Here is a 24,164-nt window from a genome sequence, read left to right on the forward strand (position 1 = left end):
TCACGCCTCTGACCGATCAGCCGACAACTGCATAAATAACCACTCGCCCTGCTTGCGCGGCCCTCGCGCCGTCACTAACGTAGCGGCTTTATTGCGCCCCCAGCCTTATACCCCCGCAGGAGCTTCGCCATGGCCTCGCCAGCCCTTACACATTTTCTTCCCCGGTTCGGCGTTGCCGCAGCAGTGGCCGGTGTTCTCGGCCTGTCCGGTTGCCAGACCTGGAACGCCCAGGACAGCCTGCCGCCGACCTCCGGCGTGCAACCGCTCAAGGGCCTGGCGCAGAACGTTTCGGTGCGGCGCAATGCAATGGGCATGCCGCTGATCGAAAGCAACAGCTTCCATGACGCGCTGTTCAGCCTCGGTTACGTCCACGCCAGCGACCGCATCAACCAGATGGTCACCCTGCGCCTGTTGGCCCAGGGCCGGCTGGCGGAAATGTCCGGCGCGTCGATGCTCGATGCCGACCGCTACATGCGCGCGGTCAATCTGAAGAAGAGCGCCGGCGAGCTGTACAAGGCCTCGTCGCCACGGCTCAAGCGCTTCTTCGAAGTGTATGCACGGGGCGTCAACGCCTACCTGTTCCGCTACGCCGACAAGTTGCCGGGCGACCTCGCCGCCAGCGGTTACAAGCCCGAATACTGGAAACCGGAAGATTCGGCGCTGATTTTTGCCCTGCTGAATTTCAGCCAGTCGGCCAACCTGCCGGAGGAAATCCAGTCGCTGGTGCTCGCGCAAACCGTGACCACTGACAAACTCGCCTGGCTGAGCCCGTCGGCGCCTGATGAAAACCTGCCAGTGGCTGAAGCCGACAAACTGCAAGGCCTCAAGCTCAACGGGCAGATTCCTGGGCTGACGGAACTGAGCAGCGCCAGCCAGCAACTGTCGGCGCTGAACCTGCTCGCCACGCCGACTGCGAACAATTGGGCGATTGCCCCGCAACGCAGCCGCAGCGGCAAGAGCCTGCTGGCCAGCGATGCGCACGGGCCGCTGGCCGCGCCGTCGCTGTGGAGTTTCGTGCAGATCCGCGCGCCGAAATATCAGGCCGCCGGCGTCACGGTTGCCGGTCTGCCGATGGTGCTCGGTGGGTTCAACGGCAAAGTGGCGTGGAGCATGACCAGCGTGCTCGGCGATAACCAGGACCTGTTCCTCGAGAAAATCCGCCGTCAGGGCAACAGCCTCACTTATGAAGTCAACGGCAAATGGCAGCCGTTGGGCGTGCGCAACGAAACCTATTTCGTCAAAGGCCAGCGGCCGATTCGCGAGGCCGTTTACGAAACCCGCCACGGCGCGTTGCTCAACAGTGCCCAGGCAGCGGCGCAGGGCAGCGGTTTCGGTCTCGCTTTACAGACGCCAAGCTTCACCGACGACAAAACGCTGGATGCCTTCTTCGATCTGACCCGAGCGCAAAACGTCGAGCGCGCCTCGGACGCCAGCCGTGAAATCCGCGCCATTACCCTGAATCTGGTCTTTGCCGATGCGAGCAATATCGGCTGGCAAGTCACCGGGCGCTTCCCCAACCGTCGCGAAGGCGAAGGCCTGCTGCCCTCGCCGGGCTGGGACGGTCGCTACGACTGGGACGGTTACGCCGACCCGATGCTGCACCCCTACGATCAGGACCCGGCACAAGGCTGGCTCGGCACCGCCAACCAGCGGGTGATTCCCGACGGCTACGGCATGCAGTTGTCGAAATCCTGGGCGGCACCGGAGCGTGGCGAACGCTTGGCGGAAATGGCTGGCAGCGGCAAGCAGGACAGCCGCAGCGTGATCGCCATGCAGTACGACCAGACCACCACTTTCGCCGCCAAGCTGAAAAAAGTCTTCGAAGCACCGGGGATGAAGCAACCGCTGAAACAGGCGATCGACGCCCTGCCGGACGCCGAACGCAGCAAGGCGCGCGAAGCCTTCACCCGATTGATGGCGTTCGACGGCAAGCTCAGCCCGACCTCGGCGGATGCGGCGATCTACGAACTGTTTCTGCAGGAAAGCATGAAGCAGATCTTCCTCGATGAACTGGGTCCTGAGTCGAGCCCGGCGTGGAAGGCCTTTGTCGCCAATGGCGATCTGTCCTACGCGGCGCAGGCCGATCATCTCTTGGGACGTGAGGACAGTCCGTTCTGGGATGATCTGCGCACGCCGCAGAAGGAAGGCAAATCCGTGATTCTCGCCCGCAGCCTCGCGGCGGCGATTACAGCGGGCGACAGCCAGTTGGGCGGCGATCATCGCGCCTGGCAGTGGGGCAAATTGCACAGCTATGCGTGGAAAAACAGCAACGGTCAGACTGTACGCGGGCCGCTGGCGGCTGGAGGCGATCACACCACGCTGAACAGCTCGGCGTTTGCCTGGGGCCAGGACTTCGCCACCACACGCGCGCCGTCGATGCGCTTTATCGTCGACTTCGGCCAGAGCGAGCCATTGATGGCGCAGAACGGTACGGGGCAGTCGGGCAATCCACTCAGTCCGAACTACCTGAACGGGATCGATGCGTGGCTGAAAGGTCAGTACATCGGCCTGCCGATGCAGCCGCAAAACTTTGATCGGGTGTATGGCAAGACCCGCTTGACCCTGACGCCCGGGAAATAGAGCAAAGATCAACAGCCCCTCACCCTAGCCCTCTCCCGGAGGGAGAGGGGACTGATTGGGGGATGCTTGGGTCTTGCGCCGACCTGAAAGAGAGACGGTGAATCCAACATTGGCTCAGGCTCAAGGCTGTGCCAGATCCATATCCACCCCGGCCCCTCAGGTCGATGTACTTCACCAGACACCTCGGTCAGCCCCTCTACAAAGCGAGGTGAATCCAACATTGGATCAGGCTCAAGGCTGTGCCGGATCCATATTCAACTCGGTGCCCCAGGTCGGTGTACCTCACCAGATACCTCGGTCGGCCCCCTCTCCCTCTGGGAGAGGGCTGGGGTGAGGGTAGCGCTTTAAAGCCGATCGAACTTCCAGCCTCACGCCCGCCTCATAGCTAACAAGCCCCCCATTCCGGTCACGACATGGATCTTGTTATTGCCCGACCTGAAGGTCTCTACTGCCCCGCCGGGGATTTCTATATCGATCCGTGGCGGCCGGTCGAGCGTTCGGTGATTACCCATGCCCATGGCGATCACGCGCGCACCGGAAATCAGCACTACTTGTCGAGCAGCGCCAGCGCCGGGATTCTGCGCGCGCGTCTGGGTCAGGACATTCAGTTGCAAACCCTCGACTACGGCCAGCGCCTGACCCACCACGGCGTGACCCTGAGCTTTCACCCCGCCGGGCATGTCCTCGGTTCAGCGCAAGTGCGCCTGGAATACGGCGGCGAAGTCTGGGTCGCATCGGGCGATTACAAGGTCGAGCCGGATGGCACCTGCACCCCATTCGAACCGGTGCGCTGCCACACGTTCATCACCGAATCGACCTTCGGCCTGCCGATCTATCGCTGGCAGCCGCAGGCGCAGATCTTCGCCGAGATCAATCAGTGGTGGGCGGCCAATATTGCCGCCGGCAAGGCCAGCGTGCTGTTCTGCTATTCCTTCGGCAAGGCACAGCGGATTCTCCACGGCATCGACGAAACCCTCGGGCCGATCCTCAGCCATGGCGCGGTCGAACCGCTGAACCGCGTCTACCGCGATGCCGGCGTGTACCTGCCGCCGACGATCTATGCGGGCGACGTAAAAAAAAGCGACCCGATCATGCGCCAGGCGCTGGTCATTGCTCCGCCGTCAGCAGGCGGCAGTACCTGGATGCGTCGTTTTGGCGACTTCAGCGATGCCTTCGCCAGCGGCTGGATGCGCTTGCGCGGGACCCGGCGGCGGCGCGGCGTCGATCGCGGTTTCATCCTTTCCGATCACGCCGACTGGCCCGGCCTGCTGTGGGCGATCAACCAGACCGGCGCGGAACGGGTGATGGTCACCCACGGCTCGATCGGCGTGCTCGTGCGCCATTTGCGCGAACAGGGCCTCGATGCACAAGGCTTCACCACCGAATACGGCGATGACGAAGACGACAACATCGCCAGCGAACCCACCGTTGCCGAGACATCGCCATGAAAGCCTTCGCCGAGTTATATGCCGAACTCGACGCCACCACGTCGAGCAACGCCAAGCTGGCGGCGATGCAGGCTTACTTCGCGCAGGCCGCGCCGGAAGATGCCGCATGGGCGGTGTATTTCCTCTCCGGTGGCAGGCCGCGACAACTGGTACCGGTGCGCATCCTACGTGAGCTGGCGGTCGCAGTTTCGGGACTGGAGCCATGGCTGTTCGAAGAAAGCTATCAGGCCGTCGGCGATCTGGCCGAGACCATTTCTCTGGTACTGCCGGAAAATTCCCACAGCTCCGAGGCCGGTCTTGCCGAATGGATCGAAGACAAGCTGCTGCCACTGCGCGGAGAAACGCCGGAGTACCTGGCGCGCCAATTGCCAATGTTGTGGGCGCAACTGGACCGGCCGAGCCTGATGCTGTGCATCAAGCTGATCACCGGCAGTTTCCGCGTCGGCGTTTCGAAGTTGCTGGTCACCCGCGCCCTCGCCTCAATGGCCGGGCTCGACAGCAAACGCGTGGCCCAGCGCCTGGTCGGTTACACGGACCTGTCGAACCGGCCGAACGCCGCCAGCTATCTGAAACTGATCGCCCCGGAATCCGCCGACGAACATGCCCAGCGCGGCGGCCAGCCCTACCCGTTCTTTCTTGCCCACGCCTTGGCGCAACCGGTCGAGGAATTCGAAGCTCTGCTCGGCCCCGCCAGCGACTGGCAGGTGGAATGGAAGTGGGACGGTATCCGCGCGCAAGTGGTCAAGCGCGACGGCAAGCTGTGGGTGTGGTCGCGCGGCGAGGAACTGGTGACCGAGCGCTTCCCCGAGTTCGATGTGCTGGTCCACGGCCTGCCCGACGGCACGGTGATCGACGGCGAAATCGTCGTGTGGAAGAGCACCCATCCGACCACCGAAGATGCCTTCGATCCGCAATCCGATGAGCCGCCGGCCGTGCAACCGTTCGCCCTGCTGCAGCAACGCATCGGTCGCAAGACCCTCGACAAGAAGATTCTCGAAGAAGTGCCGGTGGTAGTGCTGGCCTACGACCTGCTGGAATGGCAGGGCGAAGACTGGCGCAACCAGCCGCAGGTCAAGCGCCGGGCGCAACTCGAAGAGGTGATCGCGCGCTGCAACAGCCCGGTACTGCTGCCCTCCCCGGTATTGAACGGCGAAGACTGGCTCGACCTCGGCCGCCAGCGCGAAGCGTCACGCAAACTCGGCGTCGAGGGCATGATGCTCAAGGCGCGCGATTCGCTGTATGGCGTCGGCCGGACCAAGGACATGGGCGTGTGGTGGAAGTGGAAGGTCGACCCGTTCAGCGTCGACGCGGTACTGATTTATGCCCAGCGTGGACACGGCCGCCGCGCCAGTCTGTACAGCGATTACACCTTCGCCGTGTGGGACGGCCCGCCGGAATCCAGTCAACGCTCGCTGGTGCCGTTTGCCAAGGCGTATTCGGGGCTGACCGATGAAGAAATGCGTCAGGTCGACAGCATCGTGCGCAAGACTACGGTGGAAAAATTCGGCCCGGTGAGCAGCGTGAAACCGAGCCTGGTGTTCGAGCTCGGCTTCGAAGGCATCGCCCTGTCGCGCCGACACAAGAGCGGCATCGCCGTGCGCTTCCCGCGCATGCTGCGCTGGCGCAAGGACAAGACCGTCGAAGAAGCCGACAGCCTCGCTACCCTTCAGGATCTGTTGGCCTAACCGCTTTTCACTGATCGTTCCCACGCTCTGCGTGGGAACGCAGCCCGGGACGCTCTGCGTCCCCCCCAGAGCCGAACGCGGAGCGTCCGTTGATGCATTCCCACGCAGGAGCGTGGGAACGATCAGTCATCGGGACAAATCCCTTGCCACAGTTTTACCTGCTCTCAGCCACGCGCTTGAACCGAAACAGTGCATGCAAACAGCAATGCCCGTTTCCGGGCATTCAACTACCCTTGCCTCTCTGCACTCGACCTTTTAAAACACCTGTTCGGCACTCTGGTTCGGAAATTGCTACTTTCTATAGGTCGTAAGCGTTGCAGTAACAATAATTCTGCGCCACAAGCGCTCATATTGGTTCTTAGGGATTGAATAATGAAAAAAGCATTGCTGACCCTTTCTGCACTGGCGTTGTGCATGGCCGCCGGCTCCGCGCTGGCCAAGGAATACAAAGAGCTGCGCTTTGGCGTTGACCCTTCGTACGCACCGTTCGAGTCGAAAGCGGCCGATGGCAGCCTGGTCGGGTTCGATATCGATCTGGGTAACGCCATCTGCGCCGAACTGAAGGTCAAGTGCAAATGGGTCGAAAGCGATTTCGACGGCATGATTCCGGGCCTCAAAGCCAACAAGTTCGACGGTGTGATCTCGTCGATGACCGTGACCCCAGCGCGCGAGAAGGTCATCGACTTCTCCAGCGAACTGTTTTCCGGCCCGACCGCTTACGTGTTCAAGAAAGGCTCCGGCCTCAGCGCAGACGTCGCGTCGCTCAAGGGCAAGACCGTTGGCTATGAGCAAGGCACGATTCAGGAAGCCTACGCCAAAGCCGTGCTGGACAAGGCCGGTGTGAAAACCCAGGCCTATCAGAACCAGGATCAGGTGTATTCCGACCTGACCTCCGGCCGCCTCGACGCAGCCATCCAGGACATGCTGCAAGCCGAACTGGGCTTCCTCAAGTCGCCGAAAGGCGAAGGTTACGAAGTCAGCCAGCCGGTCGACAGCGAATTGCTGCCGTCGAAAACCGCTATCGGTATCAAGAAAGGTAACACTGAGCTGAAAGCACTTTTGGATAAAGGTATCAAAGCGTTACACGACGACGGCAAATACGCCGAGATTCAAAAGAAACACTTTGGCGACCTGAATCTGTACAGCGGCAAATAATGCCCCGGCGCCCATCCTCGATGGGCGCCTTTTCCATCCGCTCAGGTTGCTGATTTATGTTTGAAACCCTCCTGCAAAATCTGGGGCTGGCCTCGTTCAGTCTGCAGGGCTTCGGCCCGTTGCTGCTGCAAGGCACCTGGATGACCATCAAATTATCGGCGATGTCGCTGCTGGTGGCCGTGTTGCTCGGCCTGCTCGGCGCCAGTGCCAAACTGTCGAAAGTCAAATTGGTGCGCCTGCCCGCGCAGCTCTACACCACGCTGATTCGCGGCGTGCCGGATCTGGTGCTGATGCTGTTGATCTTCTACAGCCTGCAAACCTGGCTGACGTCACTGACCGACTACATGGAATGGGAATACATCGAAATCGACCCGTTCAGCGCCGGCGTGCTGACGCTGGGCTTCATTTATGGCGCGTATTTCACCGAGACCTTCCGTGGCGCGATCCTCGCGGTGCCGCGTGGTCAGGTCGAAGCCGCCACCGCGTACGGCCTCAAACGTGGCCAGCGTTTTCGCTTTGTGGTGTTTCCGCAAATGATGCGCTTCGCCCTGCCGGGCATCGGCAACAACTGGATGGTCATGCTCAAGGCCACCGCGCTGGTGTCGATCATTGGCCTCGCCGATCTGGTCAAGGCAGCGCAGGACGCCGGTAAAAGTACCTATCAACTGTTCTACTTTCTGGTCCTCGCCGCCTTGATTTATCTGCTGATCACCAGTGCTTCGAACTTCATCCTGCGCTGGCTCGAACGCCGCTACGCCGCCGGTGCCCGGGAGGCCGTACGATGATCGAACTTCTCCAGGAATATTGGCGCGCCTTCCTTTATACCGACGGCCAGAACATCACCGGGCTGGCGATGACGATGTGGCTGCTGACCGCCTCGATCTGCATCGGCTTCATCGTCTCGATCCCATTGTCGATCGCCCGCGTCTCGCCGCACTTCTACATTCGCTGGCCGGTGCAGTTCTACACCTACCTGTTCCGTGGCACGCCGCTGTATATCCAGTTGCTGATCTGCTACACCGGCATCTACAGCCTCGCCGCCGTGCGCGAACAGCCGATCCTCGACAGTTTCTTTCGCGACGCGATGAACTGCACGATCCTCGCTTTCGCGCTCAATACCTGCGCGTACACCACGGAGATTTTTGCCGGGGCGATTCGCAGCATGAACCATGGCGAAGTCGAAGCGGCCAAGGCTTATGGCCTGACCGGCTGGAAGCTGTACGCCTATGTGATCATGCCGTCGGCACTGCGTCGTTCGTTGCCTTACTACAGCAACGAAGTGATCCTGATGCTGCACTCGACCACCGTGGCGTTCACCGCGACCATTCCCGATATCCTGAAAGTCGCGCGGGATGCCAACTCGGCGACCTTCCTGACCTTCCAGTCGTTCGGCATCGCCGCGCTGATCTACCTGACCATTACTTTTGCGCTGGTCGGTCTGTTCCGCCTTGCCGAACGCCGCTGGCTGGCCTTCCTCGGGCCGACTCACTAGCACCGGTTTGACAATAAAGAGATAACAATGCGCCACCAGATTCATGACTTGCTGGCCCCGCTGCCGGGGACCGCACGGCAGATTCACAGTTTCCACTTCGGCCCACAGCAGGCCAAGGGCAAGGTGTACATTCAGGCCTCGCTGCATGCCGACGAACTGCCGGGCATGCTGGTCGCCTGGCACCTGAAGCAGCGTCTGGCCGAGCTGGAAGCTGCCGGCCGCCTGCGCAGCGAAATCGTCCTCGTGCCGGTGGCCAACCCGGTCGGCCTCGAACAAGTGCTGATGGACGTGCCGCTGGGCCGTTACGACCTGGAGAGCGGGCAGAACTTCAATCGCTGGTTCGTCGACCTCAGCGAAGAAATCGGCAACGCCATCGAAGGCCAACTCAACGACGACGCGCAGCACAACCTCGAACTGATCCGCACCAGCCTGCGCAACGCCCTCGCCCGCCAGACGCCGACCACACAACTGCAATCCCAGCGTCTGACCCTGCAACGCCTGGCCTGCGATGCCGACATGGTGCTGGACTTGCACTGCGACTTCGAATCGGTGGTGCACCTGTACACCACGCCCGAGGCCTGGCCACAGGTCGAGCCACTGGCGCGCTATATCGAAGCCCAGGCCAGTCTGCTCGCTACCGATTCCGGCGGGCAGTCGTTCGACGAATGCTTCACCCTGCTCTGGTGGCAACTGCGCGAGCGCTTCGGCGAGCAGTTCGAGATTCCGCTGGGCAGCTTCTCGGTGACCGTCGAATTGCGCGGCCAGGGTGACGTCAACCACCCGCTGGCCAGCCGCGATTGTCAGGCGCTGATCGACTATCTGATCCAGTTCGATGCCATCGTCGGCGAGACCAAGCCGCAACCGCCACTGCCGTACCCTCCCACGCCGCTGGCCGGGGTCGAACCGGTGACCACGCCAGTCGGCGGCCTGCTGGTGTACTGCGCCACACCCGGCCAATACCTGGAAGCCGGCCAGCAGATCGCCGAAATCATCGACCCGGTCCACGACAAGGTCACCCCCATTCATTGCACCGCCGCCGGCCTGCTGTATGCGCGCTCGCTGCGGCGCATGGCCACTGCCGGCATGGTCATCGCCCACGTCGCGGGCGCCGAAGCCTATCGCAGCGGCTACCTACTTTCGCCTTGAGGATGCTCGTCCATGTACAAACTGACCGTTGAAGGCCTGCACAAAAGCTATGGCGATCATCAGGTGCTCAAAGGCGTTTCGCTCAAGGCCAAAACCGGCGACGTGATCAGCCTGATCGGCGCCAGCGGCTCGGGCAAAAGCACCTTTTTGCGCTGCATCAATTTCCTCGAGCAACCCAATGACGGCGCCATGAGCCTCGATGGCCAGGCGATCCGCATGGTCACCGACCGGCACGGCATGCACGTCGCCGACGCCGATGAACTGCAACGCCTGCGCACGCGGCTGGCAATGGTGTTCCAGCATTTCAACCTGTGGAGCCACATGACCGTGCTGGAAAACATCACCATGGCCCCGCGCCGGGTGCTGGGCTGCAGCAAACAGGAAGCCGAGGATCGCGCCCGACGTTATCTGGACAAAGTCGGCTTGCCGGCGCGGGTCGCCGATCAATACCCGGCGTTCCTGTCCGGCGGCCAGCAACAACGCGTGGCGATCGCCCGGGCACTGGCGATGGAACCGGAAGTGATGCTGTTCGACGAACCGACCTCGGCACTAGATCCGGAACTGGTCGGCGAAGTGCTGAAAGTAATTCAGGGCCTGGCCGAAGAAGGTCGGACGATGATCATGGTCACCCACGAAATGAGTTTTGCGCGCAAGGTGTCGAATCAGGTGCTGTTTCTGCATCAGGGTCTGGTGGAGGAAGAAGGTGCTCCCGAAGAAGTGCTGGGCAATCCCAAGAGTGAACGCCTGAAGCAGTTCCTCAGCGGCAATCTTAAATAAGGTTGGCCCCCGCCCTGTGTGGGAGCAAGCCTACTCGCGAAAGCGGTTTATCAATCAACATCAATGTTGAATGAGACATCGCATTCGCGAGCAGGCTCGCTCCCACAGGGGGAATCCATCGACCGACAAAGTTAAACTTGTCCCCCCGCTTCGCTGTCTCTGAAACAACACCTCCAGAGCGCACGCAGCCGGCATGGCGAAATCCCCCGACTTTGCAAAAACCTGGTTCAGCGCCCGCGACTGGAAGCCGTTCGTCTTTCAGAAACAGGTGTGGGCGGCGGTGAAAAACGGCGAATCCGGGTTGCTCCACGCCAGCACCGGCGCCGGCAAAACTTATGCGGTATGGTTTGCTGCGCTCAACCGCTTCGCCCGCCTGCAACCGCCCGTGGCTACACCGCGCAAACGCAAACCGCCGGCCGAACCGCTGACGGTGCTGTGGATCACACCGATGCGCGCCCTCGCCGCCGATACCGCCCGCGCGTTGCAAAGCCCGGTGGATGATTTGCAGATTCCATGGTCCATCGGCCTGCGCACCGGCGACACCAGCAGCAGCGAACGCGCCCGCCAGGGCCGGCGTCTGCCAACGACGCTGATCACCACACCGGAAAGCCTGACTCTGTTGCTCGCCCGCGCCGATGCGCGCACGGCGTTGTCGACCCTGCGCATGATCGTCGTTGATGAATGGCATGAATTGCTCGGCAACAAGCGCGGCGTGCAATTGCAACTGGCCCTCGCCCGCCTGCGTCATTGGCAGCCGGAACTGATCGTTTGGGGCGTGTCCGCCACCCTCGGTAATCAATCCCACGCCGAGCAAGTGCTGATCCCACAGGGCGGCGGCGTCAGTGTTCAGGGCAAAAGCGAAAAAACCCTGCAAGTCGACACCCTGCTGCCACCGGCCATCGAGCGTTTTCCCTGGGCCGGCCACATTGGTCTGAAGATGCTGCCGCAGGTGGTGGCCGAACTCGACGCCTGCGCCAGCAGCCTGGTGTTCACCAACACCCGCGCGCAATCGGAGATCTGGTATCAGGCGCTGCTGGAAGCGCGGCCGGACTGGGCCGGGTTGATCGCGCTGCACCACAGCTCACTGTCACGCGATACCCGCGACTGGGTCGAACAGGCGCTGAAGAATGGCCAATTGAAAGCGGTGGTGTGCACCTCAAGCCTGGACTTGGGTGTGGATTTCCTCCCGGTCGAACGCGTGCTGCAGATCGGCTCGGCCAAAGGCGTTGCGCGGTTGATGCAACGTGCCGGCCGTTCCGGCCACGCGCCGGGGCGCACCTCGCGGGTGACGTTGGTACCGACCCACAGCCTGGAGCTGATCGAAGCGGTCGCCGCACGCGATGCCGTCGAGCAACGACGCATCGAGCCGCGTCTGTCACCGCACAAGCCGCTGGATGTGCTGGTCCAGCATTTGGTCAGCATGGCCCTTGGCGGTGGCTTTATTCCTGAAGACTTGTACGAAGAAGTCCGTGGTGCCTGGGCTTATCGTGACCTGACAGCGGCAGACTGGGCCTGGGCGCTGGCGTTCGTACGCCATGGCGGGATGTCTCTTACAGCGTATCCGGATTACCGCCGGGTCGAGCCGGACGAACACGGCGTCTGGCGTGTGCCGGATGCGCGTCTGGCGCGGCGCCATCGCATGAGCATCGGCACCATCGTCAGCGACGCGAGCATCAACCTGAAATTCTGGAGCAAGGGTGGTGGCGGTAAACAGCTGGGCAGCGTCGAGGAAGGCTTTATCGCGCGACTGAAACCCGGCGATGGTTTCCTCTTCGCCGGGCGCTTGCTGGAGCTGGTGCGGGTGGAAAACATGACCGCCTACGTCAAACGCAGCACCGCAAAAAAAGCCGCCGTGCCGCGCTGGAATGGCGGACGCATGCCGTTATCCAACGAACTGGCCGAAGCAGTGGTGACGCGCTTCAGCGCCGCTGCTCAAGGTCAGTTCAACGGCCCGGAAATGCACGCGCTGCGGCCGCTGCTGGAGACGCAGATACGCTGGTCCGGCTTGCCCACCACGGAAAATCTGCTGGCCGAGGTACTGAAATCCCGCGAAGGCTGGCATCTTTTCCTCTATCCGTTCGCCGGGCGCCAAGTGCATCTGGGACTGGCGAGCCTGCTGGCGTGGCGCGTCAGTCAGCGGCAACCGGTGACCTTCTCGATTGCCGTGAATGATTACGGCCTGGAACTGCTCAGCGCCACGCCGGTGGATTGGGCCGCGCATCTCGACGCTCACCTGTTCAACGCCGATGACTTGTTGCTGGATGTGCTGGCCAGTCTCAATGCCGGTGAGCTGGCGTTGCGCCGCTTCCGCGAAATCGCACGGATCGCCGGGCTGGTGTTCGCCGGGTATCCGGGCGCACCAAAGAGTACCCGCCAGGTGCAGGCGTCGAGTGGCTTGTTTTTCCAGGTGTTCAAACAATACGACGCCGACAATCTGCTGCTGGCCCAGGCCGGGGAAGAAGTCCTGCGCGAGGAACTGGATATTCGTCGTTTGGAGCAGACACTGGAGCGGATCAATCGGATGAAACTCGACTTGCATCAGGTTAAACGTCCTACACCGTTGGGCTTTCCGCTGCTGGTGGAGCGGATGCGCGAGAGCATGAGTTCGGAAAAACTGGCTGACAGGATTAGAAGAATGGTCGGTGACCTGGAAAAAACCGCTGATAACGGAAAATCGTCGTGAGTGCGTACCCGGTGCGTTTGGCCGGTGAGGAGTTATGGCTGCTGCCGGAGAAAGCCCTGTACTGGCCAGCGCAGGAAGCATTGCTGATCGCAGACGTGCATTTCGGTAAAGCAGCGGCCTATCGCAGCCTCGGCCAGCCGGTGCCGCATGGCACGACGGCGAGCAACATCGAGGTAATCGACACGTTGCTGGCGCGGCTGCCGTGTCGCCAATTGATTTTTCTCGGGGATTTCCTGCATGGGCCTGGCTCACATGTCCCGACCACACTGAATGCGCTGGCAGAGTGGCGAGCGCGCCACGCTGACCTGCCGATGACGCTGATTCGCGGCAACCACGACAAACGCGCGGGCGACCCACCGGCATCGCTGAATATCCGCGTGGTGCCAGAGCCGCTGTTATTGGGGCCGTTTGCCTTGCAGCATGAGCCCGATGCGCATCCGGAACGGCACGTGCTCGCCGGCCACGTTCACCCGGTCTATCGGCTGCATGGCAAAGGTCGGCAGAGTCTGCGCCTGGCTTGTTTCAGACTCGGTGAGCGCATCAGCCTGATGCCGGCATTCGGTGCGTTTACTGGCGGCTATCAGGTCGAGCGCGACGACAGTTGCAAGGTCTTCGTGATCGGCGACAACGAAATATGGCCCGTCAGCTAGATCGCAAACCGATCAGGCTGACGGGCCATATTCATGACAGTCGGTCAGGCAACAGGCGCCGGAGGCGGCTCATCCGGCAGCGTCGGTTCGCCTGGTTCGGTCGGTTGTTCGTTGGGAGTATCGGGATCGGGCTGGCCGGGTACGCCGCCGGACAGGCTCAAAGACGGATTCGCCAGTAACGACCAGGCCAGAACGCCTATCTGATTGGGCTCAAGCCTTGCCAGTTCAGCGCTGATTCGCGGGTCGATCTTCATAGGGCACTCCTCAGTGAAGGCCCGAATCTGTGTGTAACAAAAACGGGCAGTACACCCCATAGAGTGTCTGCCCGCCAAAGAATTCCCGACATCCGTCGGATGGTCGATCAGGTACGCGGCAAGGTTACGCCACGCTGGCCCTGATATTTGCCGCCACGATCCTTGTAGGAAACTTCACATTCTTCATCGGATTCGAGGAAGAGCATCTGCGCCACACCTTCGTTGGCGTAGATTTTCGCCGGCAGGTTGGTGGTGTTGGAAAATTCCAGGGTCACATGACCTTCCCACTCAGGCTCGAGCGGAGTGACGTTGACGATGATGCCGCAGCGCGCGTAGGTGCTTTTACCCAGGCAGATGGTCAGCACGTTGCGCGGAATGCGGAAGTACTCGACGGTGCTGGCCAGGGCGAAGGAGTTCGGCGGAATGATGCAGACGTCGCTGTGGATGTCGACGAAGCTGCCGGCGTCGAAGTTCTTCGGGTCGACAATGGCCGAGTTGATGTTGGTGAACACCTTGAAGTGGTTGGTGCAACGCACGTCGTAGCCGTAGCTCGACACGCCGTAGGAAATTACCCGGCTGTCGTCGCTGCCGCGCATCTGGCGCTCGACGAACGGTTCGATCATGCCGTGTTCCTGCGCCATGCGGCGAATCCACTTGTCCGATTTGATGCTCATGGCGGGTTTGTCCTGAATAGCGAGGTGGAAAAATTCTGTCCGGCATCTTACCGGGCGCGTCGCCGCGATCAAAGTGCGCAACGCAATTCTCGGCGAACACCCCGTATTTACGCGCTGTGGCGACGAACCGTCGCACCGCCGATCCCTAAAACACAGAATCCTTTGCAAGAAACATTGGCACGTTCCGGAAAAAGGGTTAAGGTGGCGTCACTGTGTTGCTTGTGTCACTGAGAATCTCTACACGATATGTTGAATTTCGATCCAACCATCTACAAGAATTTTTCCTGCTCTTTGCACTCAGTCTCGGCCAGGGTTCTTCCTGAGTCGCAGTTATCTTTGTTCAAGGAGTTACACCATGTCTAATCGCCAAACCGGTACCGTTAAGTGGTTCAACGATGAAAAAGGCTTCGGCTTCATCACTCCACAATCCGGTGACGACCTGTTCGTTCACTTCAAAGCTATCCAATCCGACGGCTTCAAAAGCCTGAAAGAAGGCCAACAGGTTTCTTTCATCGCTACCCGCGGTCAGAAAGGCATGCAAGCTGAAGAAGTACAAGTTATCTAACTTGTAGCTTCTTTAGAAAAGAGCCCCGCCCTTAAAAGCGGGGCTTTTTTGTGTCTGTATATTTTGTTTGCCCCTCTTTTTGCCTCCGCTCTATATGATCCGCGCCCTGGAATCACATGGAAGAAGCAGGATGCAATTCATCTCTTGGAACACATTCAACGCGTTGCTGTTGGCGTTCGCCCCCCCTCTGAATGCAGAGACCAAATCTGATCATCCGACGGTGATTCTCGGCATGAACCCTCGTGCGACATATCTGGCGAAAGGACCAGAAGTCAATGGCCACTCTTCGATGCAACTCAGAGGCGCAGCGCTCCTGACGCTCTCGACTCCTCACGCCTGCGGGAGCAACGAGGTCTATTTGACGCCAGAATCATTGGGCATTCCGAACGAATCATTTCGACGAGCGCTCGGCGAAGTCCAAGACTTGATCGACCAAAAAATCCCCCTGATTCTGACGCTCTCCGCTTGCGAGCGAAAACGCGCCTTCTTCGAAAAGGTACGCCCCTGCACTCCTGAGGAGTGCGCAGACCTGACGAACCCTCTGGCAGACGACAAGCTTTATCTGGACGAGCACCTCAAGCCGATCGGCGAAGGCCTGGCGTTGTACTACCTGAAAATGCCAATGTCCTATGACGAAGAAAAACAGGCGTGGCAAGCACAAATTTTTTACCGGGACACGCGAAGTCTACGCAGCGAGCATTACGTCGACAGAGAAGACTTCGCTTCAGCGAAACCCGTTCTGACATACAAAGCTTACTATCGAAACGGAAAACCCCGCCGGACCTACCAGAATGATGCTAACGGCCTGCGTCAGGGCGAGGCGCTGACATATTCCGAACAAGGGGTCGTCATCAAGCGTGAAAACTACCTCAACAACCATCTCGAGGGTTGGCAATTTATCTATCACGAAAATGGCAAAATCGCTGAGTCCTACAATTGGCATCTGGGCAAGCATGTAGATGGCGAGTATTTGGAATATGACGAGGACGGGACGCTGATCGGGCGCAGCAGTTATCGAAATGACGTTCTCCACGGCCCTGCCCTTGGATACCACTCGAATGGACAGATCAGGTACGAAACCGTTTTCATCAACGGCAAATCCCAAGGGCCAAATAATCATTATTTTGATAATGGAGCCGTTGAGACCTCCCGCACCAATGTCGACGGCAAGCCAGATGGCTGGCTAACCACTTACTTCATCGACGGGACAGTCAAAGAGAAACAGTTTTACAGGGACGGTGTGCAACGAAGCTATGAGCAATGGAATGAGCAAGGCAGGCAAACCTTGCAGTGGCAGTGGGATGAAAAACATCGCCAACAGGGCGACTTCAAACAGTGGTACGCGACCGGCCAGCTTAAAGAACATCGAAAATACAAAGACGGCAACCTTCACGGATCATCCACGACATGGCACGAAAACGGTGAGATGGCTTCATTTACCGATTATATCGATGGCGCCGAGCATGGACCGATGCGCTTCTTCAGGAAAGACGGCAGCCTGAGCTACCAATGCCAATACCAGATGGGCGTCAGGCAGGGAGAATGTGTTTCGATTCCCGTCAGCAAGACCAAAGCAGAAAGCTGACAATGAAAAGCCCCGCAATCACGGGGCTTTCTCCTTTCTAGCGCAGGTGCTTACCAGGCCACACCAAACCCTGCGGTATAACGGGTCTTGTTCAGATCCGCATCGTTGGTGCCGCTGATGATGTCGCGCTCGGCCTTGAGGTTGAGCGAGGCCCAGTCGGTGACCTTGTAGCGCAGGCCCAGTTCGGCATCCAGCGCGTAATCGGCAACGCCCGACAGCGGCTTGCCGACTTCGCCATTGGTGAAGAACTCGACCTTCTTGCCGATCAGGTAGCGGTTGTAGTCCCACTTCATCGCGACGGAATAGAAGTTGTCCTTGCTGCCATCGCGATACTCGTAATCGGTGCGGTTGAGCAACGAGCCCAGGGAGAACGCGCCGAGTTCGTCGTCCCAGAACTGGTAGCCCGGACCGGTACCGACCACGCGCTGACGCGCCAGCTCTTCGATGTGATCACGCTTGTAGTTGATGCGTCCCTGCCAGAACCACTGATCGGTGAGGAAGCGGTCGAGGGAGTATTCGGCGCGCCAGTTGTTGGTGGTGGTTTCCGCATCCTGGACTTCGCGGTTGTACTCGCCCTCGCCGGTATGCCGCCAGCGGCCATGGCGAGCCGAAGTCTTGAAGGCAACGTCGTAATCGTCGGTGTCCTTTTCGGCGCGCTGATAGTCCAGCGCCAGATCGACGTTGCCCTTCCAGACCAGGTCGGTGACGATCGGCTTGGGCTTGAGGATCTGCTGAATGCTCGCCAGCTCGACCGTCTTCGGCGCCTCGCCGTTGGCCAGGGTGACCTTGCCATCGTCGGCCGCCGTCAGCGACTTCGATACTTCACCGGCATAGGCGTCCTGCTTCACCAACAGGTGCTGATCGCTGTCGAGGGTCTTGACCTCTTTCCAGTCAATCGCCACTGCGCCGGCATATTTGGTCTGGATCAACAGCTTGCCGCCATCGAATACCGTGATGGTCCCGCTCAGCTTGTCGCCGTTTTTCAACCAGACGGTGTCGGCAAGCAGGGGCGTGGACGCGCTGAAAACAGCAAGGCACAACAGGGTTCTGGGGAACATAAGCAGATCGGGGGCTCAGAGTTGGCGAAAAGGGTCGGCATTATCCGTAGGATTTTGCCCATGACAAGGACTGACCGGACTATTTCAATTGAGTTCATTTCTCAACTGCGCCACGAGCGATTACCCTTGTCGCCATCGTCACGCCAATGCTCAGGAGCCGCGTACGTGAAAGACCCGCTCGACAGCGTCGAAAACGATGCGCAAATCCGACGCACGGCACTCTACTCGACGCTCGCGCAAGTGCCTGAAGGCAAAGTCGTCAGTTATGGCCAGTTGGCCGAACTTGCCGGGCTGGGCCGCGCCGCGCGCTGGGTCGGGCGGACTTTGAGCCAGTTGCCCGGCGACACCAAGCTGCCCTGGCACCGCGTGCTCGGCGCCGGCGGGCGCATCAGTCTGCCGGTCGGCAGCCCCTCCGGTGATGAACAACGTGCGCGATTGCGCATGGAAGGCATCACCGTCCAGAACAATCGTGTGGATATTCGGCGCCATGGCTGGCGTCCGGTAGAGCACAGCGGTTAGAGTGCGCGCTTTGTTTTCGCAATTTTGAGGCAGACTTCAGCCCATGCCCCGTAAAACCTGGCGCGCCGCGCTCGCCGCCTATGCCAGTCCTTCGACGCTCGTGCTGTTGTTGCTCGGTTTTGCCGCCGGCCTGCCGTACATGCTGGTGTTCTCGACGCTCTCCGTATGGCTGCGTGAAGCAGGCGTGGCCCGTGAAACCATTGGCTATGCAAGCCTGATCGGCCTGGCGTACGCGTTCAAATGGGTCTGGTCGCCCCTGCTCGACCAATGGCGCCTGCCCTTGCTGGGCAAGCTCGGCCGCCGCCGTTCCTGGCTGGTGCTCTCCCAGGCACTGGTGATTCTCGGGCTGATCGGCATGGGCTTCTGTGATCCGCAAAAGCATTTGTCCTGGCTGATCGCCATTGCCGTCGTAGTCGCCTTCGCCTCGGCCACCCAAGATATCGCGGTCGACGCCTATCGCCTGGAAATCGCCGATGACAGCCGCCAGGCCGCGCTCGCCGCCAGCTATATGTCCGGCTACCGCGTTGCCGCCCTGCTCGCCACCGCCGGCGCGCTGTTCTTCGCCGAAGGTTTCGGCTCAACCGGCTTCAACTATAAGCACGCGGCATGGACCGGCACCTATGTACTGTTTGGCGCATTGATGGTGCCCGCGCTGCTGACCACGCTGTTCATGCGCGAACCACCGGTGCCGCTGCGCACGCAGTTGCAGGCCGGGCGCTACACGTTCATGCATCAACTGATGTCGGTGTTCGTGCTGATCGTTTTGCTGGTTTCCGTGCCGGCGATGTTCACCCAGCTGTACAACACCGATTTCGCCGGCGTGCTGTTTGGTGACATGAGCCCGCTCGATTTGCTCCTCGAAGACCGCGCCTTTCTGCGCGCCATCCTCTACATATTGCTCACCGGCATGTGTCTGTCGGCCATGGGCCGGCGCGGACTGGCGCCGGTACTCACGCCGATCAATGACTTCATCCTGCGTTATCGCTGGCAGGCGCTGTTGCTGCTGGGCCTGATCGCGACCTATCGCATGTCGGACACGGTAATGGGCGTGATGGCCAACGTGTTCTACATCGACCAGGGTTTCACCAAGGATCAGATCGCCAGTGTCAGCAAGATTTTCGGCCTGATCATGACCCTCGTCGGTGCCGGCATGGGTGGCCTGTTGATCGTGCGTTTCGGCATTCTGCCGATCCTGTTTATCGGCGGTGTGTCTTCGGCAGCGACCAACCTGCTGTTCGTCATGCTCGCGGACATGGGCCCGAACCTGCAGATGCTGGTGGTGACCATTTCCCTCGACAACTTCAGCTCGGGCCTGGCGACATCGGCGTTCGTTGCCTACCTGTCGAGCCTGACCAACCTGAAGTTTTCCGCAACGCAGTACGCCCTGCTCAGCTCGATCATGTTGCTGCTGCCGCGCCTGATGGGCGGCTATTCCGGCGTGCTGGTCGAGAAGTTCGGTTATCACAGCTTCTTCCTCATTACCGCCCTGCTCGGCGTACCGACGCTGCTACTGATCGCGCTGCACTGGTTCCAGGAGCGCCGCCGCGAAGGACAAACACCGACGCCCGAGCCTGCACCGACGCCCGTCACCGAAGAATCGTAGGACGCTTCGCCAATGGCGGGAGGAATCCCGCCGCTGGCGCCTTCCGCCGGCCACACTTCTGTACGTCAGCAAAACTCGCCGGTACACTGCTCCGTCATTTCCAGTCATAGCAACCGACAACGGCCAACCATGCGCACCAGTCAATTTTTGCTCGCCACACAGAAAGAAACGCCTTCCGACGCGGTCGTGATCAGCCACCAGCTGATGCTGCGCGCCGGCATGATCCGCAAGCTTGCCTCGGGCCTGTACACCTGGCTGCCGATGGGCCTGCGAGTCATGCGCAAGGTCGAAGCCATCGTTCGCGAAGAAATGAACGCTGCCGGTTCTCTGGAAGTGTTGATGCCGAGCACCCAACCGGCCGAGCTGTGGCAGGAATCGGGGCGCTGGGAAGAATACGGCCCTGAGCTGCTGCGCATCAAAGACCGCCACGGTCGTGATTTCTGCGCGGGCCCGACCCACGAAGAAGTGATCACCGATCTGATGCGCAACGAGTTGAGCAGCTACAAACAGCTGCCAATCAACCTGTACCAGATCCAGACCAAATTCCGCGACGAAATCCGCCCGCGCTTTGGTTTGATGCGCGGCCGCGAATTCATCATGAAGGACGCCTACTCCTTCCACGCTGATCAGGCGTCGCTGCAGGTCACCTACGACCGCATGCATGAAGCCTACTGCAACATCTTCACGCGTCTGGGTCTGAAATTCCGTCCGGTAGAAGCCGACAACGGCTCGATCGGTGGTGCCGGTTCCCACGAATTCCACGTGCTGGCCGAGTCCGGCGAAGACGATATCGTCTTCAGCAACGGTTCCGACTACGCGGCGAACATCGAAAAAGCCGAAGCGGTGCCACGGGAAACCTCGCGCCCTGCGCCAACCGAAGAACTGCGTCTCGTCGACACGCCAGACACCAAGACCATCGCGGCGCTGGTGGAAAAATTCAATCTGCCGATTGAAAAGACCATCAAGACCCTGATCGTCCATGCCGAAGAAGAAGGCAAGCTGATCGCGCTGGTGATTCGTGGCGACCACGAACTGAACGAAATCAAGGCTGCCAACCAGCCTGGCGTGGCCAGCCCGCTGGTCATGGCCTCCGATGCCGAACTGCGTGACGCGATCGGCGCCGGCGCTGGTTCGCTCGGCCCGCTGAACCTGCCGCTGCCGATCATCATCGACCGCTCGGTGGCGATGATGAGCGACTTCGGTATTGGCGCGAACATCGACGACAAGCACTACTTCGGCGTGAACTGGGAGCGTGATCTGCCGGTTCCGACCGTTGCCGACCTGCGCAACGTCGTCGCCGGCGACCCAAGCCCGGACGGCAAAGGCACGCTGGAAATCAAGCGCGGCATCGAAGTCGGCCACATCTTCCAGCTGGGCAACAAGTACAGCAAGGCGATGAAGTGCGAAGTGCTGGGCGAAAACGGCAAGCCGGTGACCCTGGAAATGGGCTGCTACGGGATTGGCGTTTCCCGCGTGGTCGCCGCTGCCATCGAGCAGAACAACGACGCCAACGGCATCATCTGGAGCGACACCCTGGCGCCGTTCCAGATCGCGCTGGTACCGCTGCGCTATGAAACCGAGCAGGTGCGCGAAGCCACCGACAAGCTGTACGCCGAACTGACGGCGGCCGGCTTCGAAGTGCTGCTGGACGATCGCGACAAGAAAACCAGCCCGGGCATCAAGTTTGCGGACATGGAGCTGATCGGCATTCCACACCGGATCGTGGTCAGCGACCGCGGCCTCGCCGAAGGCAACCTGGAATACAAGAGTCGTTCCGAAGCAGAGGCGCAAGCACTGCCGGTGGCCGATCTTGTGTCCTTCCTTCAGGCCCGTATCCGCCGCTGAAACCAGATAGAGACGTCATGTTCAAGCGAAACACCTTAGGCCTCGGTGGCGCCGCCCTGTGCGGCGCCCTGCTGGTCAGCGGCTGCGCCAATCACATGTCGCAACGCAGCGAGCACGAAGAGCGGGTCGAGCGAAAACTGCTCGATCACAGCCTGCAGATCGATGTCGGCGAGCCCAAGGTGCTCGAGCTGCCGCAGCGACGCGTGAAGATCAACGAGCAGAAGACTTTCGAAGTCACCGAGTTCGAGGTCACCCGCCGTTACGACCGCTACACGCCTTATCAACCCTGGCGCGAAGTCTACGAGATTCCGCTGGGGGCGGTGGCCGTGGTCGGTGGTGTCGGTGCCAACGTGGTCAACGTGTTTGCCCTCGGTAACCTGCCGGACAGCGTCACCAAGGATTGGCTGAGCTACGGTTTTGCCGGGCTCAACCCGTTCATGAACGTGCAGTCCAATGGTCGCGCGCAGCAGAACCTCGCGGGCATCGACGAAGTCCAGCGCGACAAGCGCACGGAGTATTCGAGCCTGCCGTGGAGCGAACGACCGGTGCAGGTCAAGGCCGGCAAGCAGACGTTCGACATGACCACTGATCGCAACGGCGTGCTGCGCTTGAACCTGCTCGACAGTCCGTTCGCCGAACATGACCTCAACCATGTTGGCCGCTTGCAGATCAGTGTCGAAGACGCCAAGGACGACGTGCATACCGACTCGACCCTGATGCTCAGCGGCCACCTGCGCGGCAAGTTGATCGAGGCGCACGGGCTGATTTATGACGACCTGGAAGATGATGAGGTGAGCCAGTGGGTACACCGGGTCAAACGCCTGTCGGAGCTGGGCCTGGAAGAAGAAGCCAGCGAATTGGAACAAAGCCTGATCGAACTGACCCGCAATGATCCTGAGTTGCAGACTGAGTTTCTCAAGTCCCTGGCCAAGGATGCCGGGCGCTTAGTGGCTGATCCGGGACCGAATTAAAGCTTAAAAGCTTCGCGAGCAGGCTCGCTCCCCCAGAGGAATGCATTCTAACTGTGGGAGCGAGCCTGCTCGCGAAGAGGCCCTGCCAGGCACCGCGAATCTACCGTTCAAACAACTCCATCTGCTCAAACCCGCCGCGCAGATCCTCCAGCCTCACCCCCACCCCCAACAACCGCACCGGTTTGCCGCCGCGATTGAACGCCTGCGTCAGCATCAACTGATAACTGCCCAGGTCACGCCCTGCCCCGGCCTGTTCCAGCGTGGTCTGGGTGAAATCATGAAATTTGACTTTGACGAACGGCTTGCCCGGTCGATAACTGCTGTCGATCCGCGCCATGCGGGTTTTCAGGGTATCGAGCAACTCGGGCAATTTTTCCAGGCAGCTGCGCAAGTCCGGCAGATCAACGTCGTAGGTGTTTTCCACGCTGATCGACTGACGGCGGCTGTCGTTGTGCACCAGCCGGTCATCGATTCCACGGGCGAGATTCCACAAGCGCTCGCCGAAACTGCCGAATTCGCGCACCAGCGCCAGCCTGCCCCACTCGCGCAGATGCTGGCAGTCAACGATGCCGAGCTTGCCGAGCTTGTCGGCGGTGACCTTGCCGACGCCGTGCAGCTTGCTTACCGGCAGACCACTGACGAACTCTTCGACCTGATCCGGGGTGATCACGAACAAACCGTTGGGTTTTTTCCAGTCGCTGGCGATCTTCGCCAGAAACTTGTTTGGCGCAACGCCTGCGGAAACGGTGATGTGCAATTGGTTGGAGACCCGGCGGCGAATGTCCTGGGCGATGCGCGTGGCGCTGCCGCCGAAATGCGCGCTGTCCGACACATCCAGGTAGGCCTCGTCCAGCGAAAGCGGCTCGATCAGGTCGGTGTAGTCGGCAAAGATCGTATGAATTTCTTTCGAAGCTTCGCGATAAGCCTCCATACGCGGCTTGACGATGGTCAGGTCCGGGCACAGCTTTAATGCATGCCCGGAAGCCATTGCCGAGCGCACACCATAGGCGCGCGCTTCGTAATTGCAGGTGGCGATCACCCCGCGTCGATCCGCCGAACCACCCACCGCCAACGGCTTGCCGGCCAGACGCGGATCATCGCGCATCTCGATGGCGGCGTAGAAACAGTCACAGTCGATGTGGATGATTTTTCGCTGGGTCATGTCGGAAAAAGACAACGTGGTAAGCCGGAGCGGCAGTATCTCATTGGCACCTGTATATAGCACCAGTGGTTGAATGTTCTTTTCCGACCGTAGGAGATTTCCGCTGAATTTATTTTTTCAATCACAGATCAAGGTGCAATAGAGCTGAAAGCCTTGCGCTACCTGCCCTGCGCGCCGGCCAACCGCCGCGAAAATACGCTAAGCGCTTGAACCTCAACAGATTTATCCAGATCGACGGTTGACACACTCGCGAACCTCTGTAGAATGCCGCCACACAGACGCGGGATGGAGCAGTCTGGTAGCTCGTCGGGC

At 60.4% G+C, this 24,164-nt stretch carries 20 protein-coding genes; 16 read left to right on the top strand and 4 right to left on the bottom strand.

From position 1 onward, the window contains the following. Positions 1 to 129 precede the first annotated feature (129 nt). From D8U71_RS02410 to pdeM, 10 genes are all read left to right on the top strand, one after another. On the top strand, positions 130 to 2,580 hold the full coding sequence (locus D8U71_RS02410; protein ID WP_130887088.1) for a penicillin acylase family protein: 2,451 nt from the start codon (positions 130 to 132) through the stop codon (positions 2,578 to 2,580). Positions 2,581 to 2,993: 413 nt separating this feature from the next. After that, on the top strand, positions 2,994 to 4,028 hold the full coding sequence (locus tag D8U71_RS02415; protein ID WP_130887089.1) for a ligase-associated DNA damage response exonuclease: 1,035 nt from the start codon (positions 2,994 to 2,996) through the stop codon (positions 4,026 to 4,028). Next, positions 4,025 to 5,713, top strand: a complete 1,689-nt coding sequence (locus D8U71_RS02420) for an ATP-dependent DNA ligase (RefSeq protein ID WP_130887090.1) — start codon at positions 4,025 to 4,027, stop codon at positions 5,711 to 5,713. The genes D8U71_RS02415 and D8U71_RS02420 overlap by 4 nt, the downstream gene beginning before the upstream one ends. A gap of 372 nt (positions 5,714 to 6,085) precedes the next feature. Next, positions 6,086 to 6,868: a transporter substrate-binding domain-containing protein gene (locus tag D8U71_RS02425; protein WP_024011901.1), complete on the top strand. Its 783-nt coding sequence runs from the start codon at positions 6,086 to 6,088 to the stop codon at positions 6,866 to 6,868. Positions 6,869 to 6,924: 56 nt separating this feature from the next. Further along, positions 6,925 to 7,653, top strand: a complete 729-nt coding sequence (locus D8U71_RS02430; RefSeq protein ID WP_016771383.1) for an ABC transporter permease — start codon at positions 6,925 to 6,927, stop codon at positions 7,651 to 7,653. Then, a complete protein-coding gene (locus D8U71_RS02435; protein ID WP_125925231.1) occupies positions 7,650 to 8,360 on the top strand; it encodes an ABC transporter permease in 711 nt (236 codons plus the stop codon). The genes D8U71_RS02430 and D8U71_RS02435 overlap by 4 nt, the downstream gene beginning before the upstream one ends. 27 nt (positions 8,361 to 8,387) lie before the next feature. After that, the gene (locus tag D8U71_RS02440; protein WP_125925230.1) at positions 8,388 to 9,506 is read left to right on the top strand and encodes a succinylglutamate desuccinylase/aspartoacylase family protein; all 1,119 of its coding nucleotides are present in this window, start codon (positions 8,388 to 8,390) and stop codon (positions 9,504 to 9,506) included. Between the two features lie 12 nt (positions 9,507 to 9,518). Beyond that, the gene (locus tag D8U71_RS02445; RefSeq protein WP_056783337.1) at positions 9,519 to 10,283 is read left to right on the top strand and encodes an ATP-binding cassette domain-containing protein; all 765 of its coding nucleotides are present in this window, start codon (positions 9,519 to 9,521) and stop codon (positions 10,281 to 10,283) included. Between the two features lie 193 nt (positions 10,284 to 10,476). Beyond that, entirely contained in the window at positions 10,477 to 12,966 is a 2,490-nt protein-coding gene (locus tag D8U71_RS02450; protein WP_130887091.1) for a ligase-associated DNA damage response DEXH box helicase, read from the top strand. Then, positions 12,957 to 13,616, top strand: coding sequence for a ligase-associated DNA damage response endonuclease PdeM (gene pdeM / locus D8U71_RS02455; RefSeq protein ID WP_130887092.1), 660 nt, complete (start codon positions 12,957 to 12,959; stop codon positions 13,614 to 13,616). The genes D8U71_RS02450 and pdeM overlap by 10 nt, the downstream gene beginning before the upstream one ends. A 44-nt stretch (positions 13,617 to 13,660) precedes the next feature. On the opposite strand, the gene D8U71_RS02460 is transcribed toward pdeM, so the two are convergent. Both D8U71_RS02460 and dcd read right to left on the bottom strand, forming a co-directional pair. Further along, a complete protein-coding gene (locus tag D8U71_RS02460) occupies positions 13,661 to 13,870 on the bottom strand; it encodes a hypothetical protein (protein ID WP_016771389.1) in 210 nt (69 codons plus the stop codon). A gap of 107 nt (positions 13,871 to 13,977) precedes the next feature. Beyond that, a complete protein-coding gene (gene dcd / locus D8U71_RS02465; RefSeq protein WP_007940589.1) occupies positions 13,978 to 14,544 on the bottom strand; it encodes a dCTP deaminase in 567 nt (188 codons plus the stop codon). A gap of 355 nt (positions 14,545 to 14,899) precedes the next feature. Here dcd and D8U71_RS02470 point away from each other — a divergent pair, with 355 nt between their 5' ends. Together D8U71_RS02470 and D8U71_RS02475 are read left to right on the top strand one after the other, a co-directional pair. Then, a complete protein-coding gene (locus D8U71_RS02470; protein ID WP_002554837.1) occupies positions 14,900 to 15,109 on the top strand; it encodes a cold-shock protein in 210 nt (69 codons plus the stop codon). 130 nt (positions 15,110 to 15,239) lie between these two features. Then, on the top strand, positions 15,240 to 16,694 hold the full coding sequence (locus tag D8U71_RS02475) for a toxin-antitoxin system YwqK family antitoxin (protein ID WP_225927669.1): 1,455 nt from the start codon (positions 15,240 to 15,242) through the stop codon (positions 16,692 to 16,694). Positions 16,695 to 16,744: 50 nt separating this feature from the next. Here D8U71_RS02475 and D8U71_RS02480 read toward each other — a convergent pair whose 3' ends face one another. Then, on the bottom strand, positions 16,745 to 17,752 hold the full coding sequence (locus tag D8U71_RS02480; protein WP_024011896.1) for a DUF481 domain-containing protein: 1,008 nt from the start codon (positions 17,750 to 17,752) through the stop codon (positions 16,745 to 16,747). A gap of 165 nt (positions 17,753 to 17,917) precedes the next feature. Here D8U71_RS02480 and D8U71_RS02485 point away from each other — a divergent pair, with 165 nt between their 5' ends. From D8U71_RS02485 to D8U71_RS02500, 4 genes are all read left to right on the top strand, one after another. Continuing rightward, positions 17,918 to 18,271, top strand: coding sequence for an MGMT family protein (locus D8U71_RS02485; RefSeq protein ID WP_016771391.1), 354 nt, complete (start codon positions 17,918 to 17,920; stop codon positions 18,269 to 18,271). A gap of 43 nt (positions 18,272 to 18,314) precedes the next feature. Then, complete coding sequence (locus tag D8U71_RS02490) at positions 18,315 to 19,874, top strand: AmpG family muropeptide MFS transporter (protein WP_024011895.1); 1,560 nt, start codon at positions 18,315 to 18,317, stop codon at positions 19,872 to 19,874. 129 nt (positions 19,875 to 20,003) lie between these two features. Continuing rightward, positions 20,004 to 21,719 (top strand): proline--tRNA ligase, encoded by a 1,716-nt coding sequence (locus D8U71_RS02495; RefSeq protein WP_130887093.1) that lies wholly within the window; start codon positions 20,004 to 20,006, stop codon positions 21,717 to 21,719. Positions 21,720 to 21,736: 17 nt separating this feature from the next. Next, positions 21,737 to 22,690 carry a hypothetical protein gene (locus tag D8U71_RS02500; protein ID WP_073475925.1) on the top strand — a complete coding sequence of 318 codons (954 nt, stop codon included), beginning with the start codon at positions 21,737 to 21,739 and terminating at the stop codon, positions 22,688 to 22,690. A 100-nt stretch (positions 22,691 to 22,790) separates the two neighbouring features. Here the strand turns inward: D8U71_RS02500 and dinB are convergent, their stop codons facing one another. Beyond that, the gene (gene dinB, locus D8U71_RS02505) at positions 22,791 to 23,852 is read right to left on the bottom strand and encodes a DNA polymerase IV (protein WP_038861106.1); all 1,062 of its coding nucleotides are present in this window, start codon (positions 23,850 to 23,852) and stop codon (positions 22,791 to 22,793) included. Positions 23,853 to 24,164 lie beyond the last annotated feature (312 nt).

The sequence above is a fragment of the Pseudomonas sp. Sample_21 genome, assembly GCF_004307525.1.
Classification (GTDB): Bacteria; Pseudomonadota; Gammaproteobacteria; order Pseudomonadales; family Pseudomonadaceae; genus Aquipseudomonas; species Aquipseudomonas atacamensis.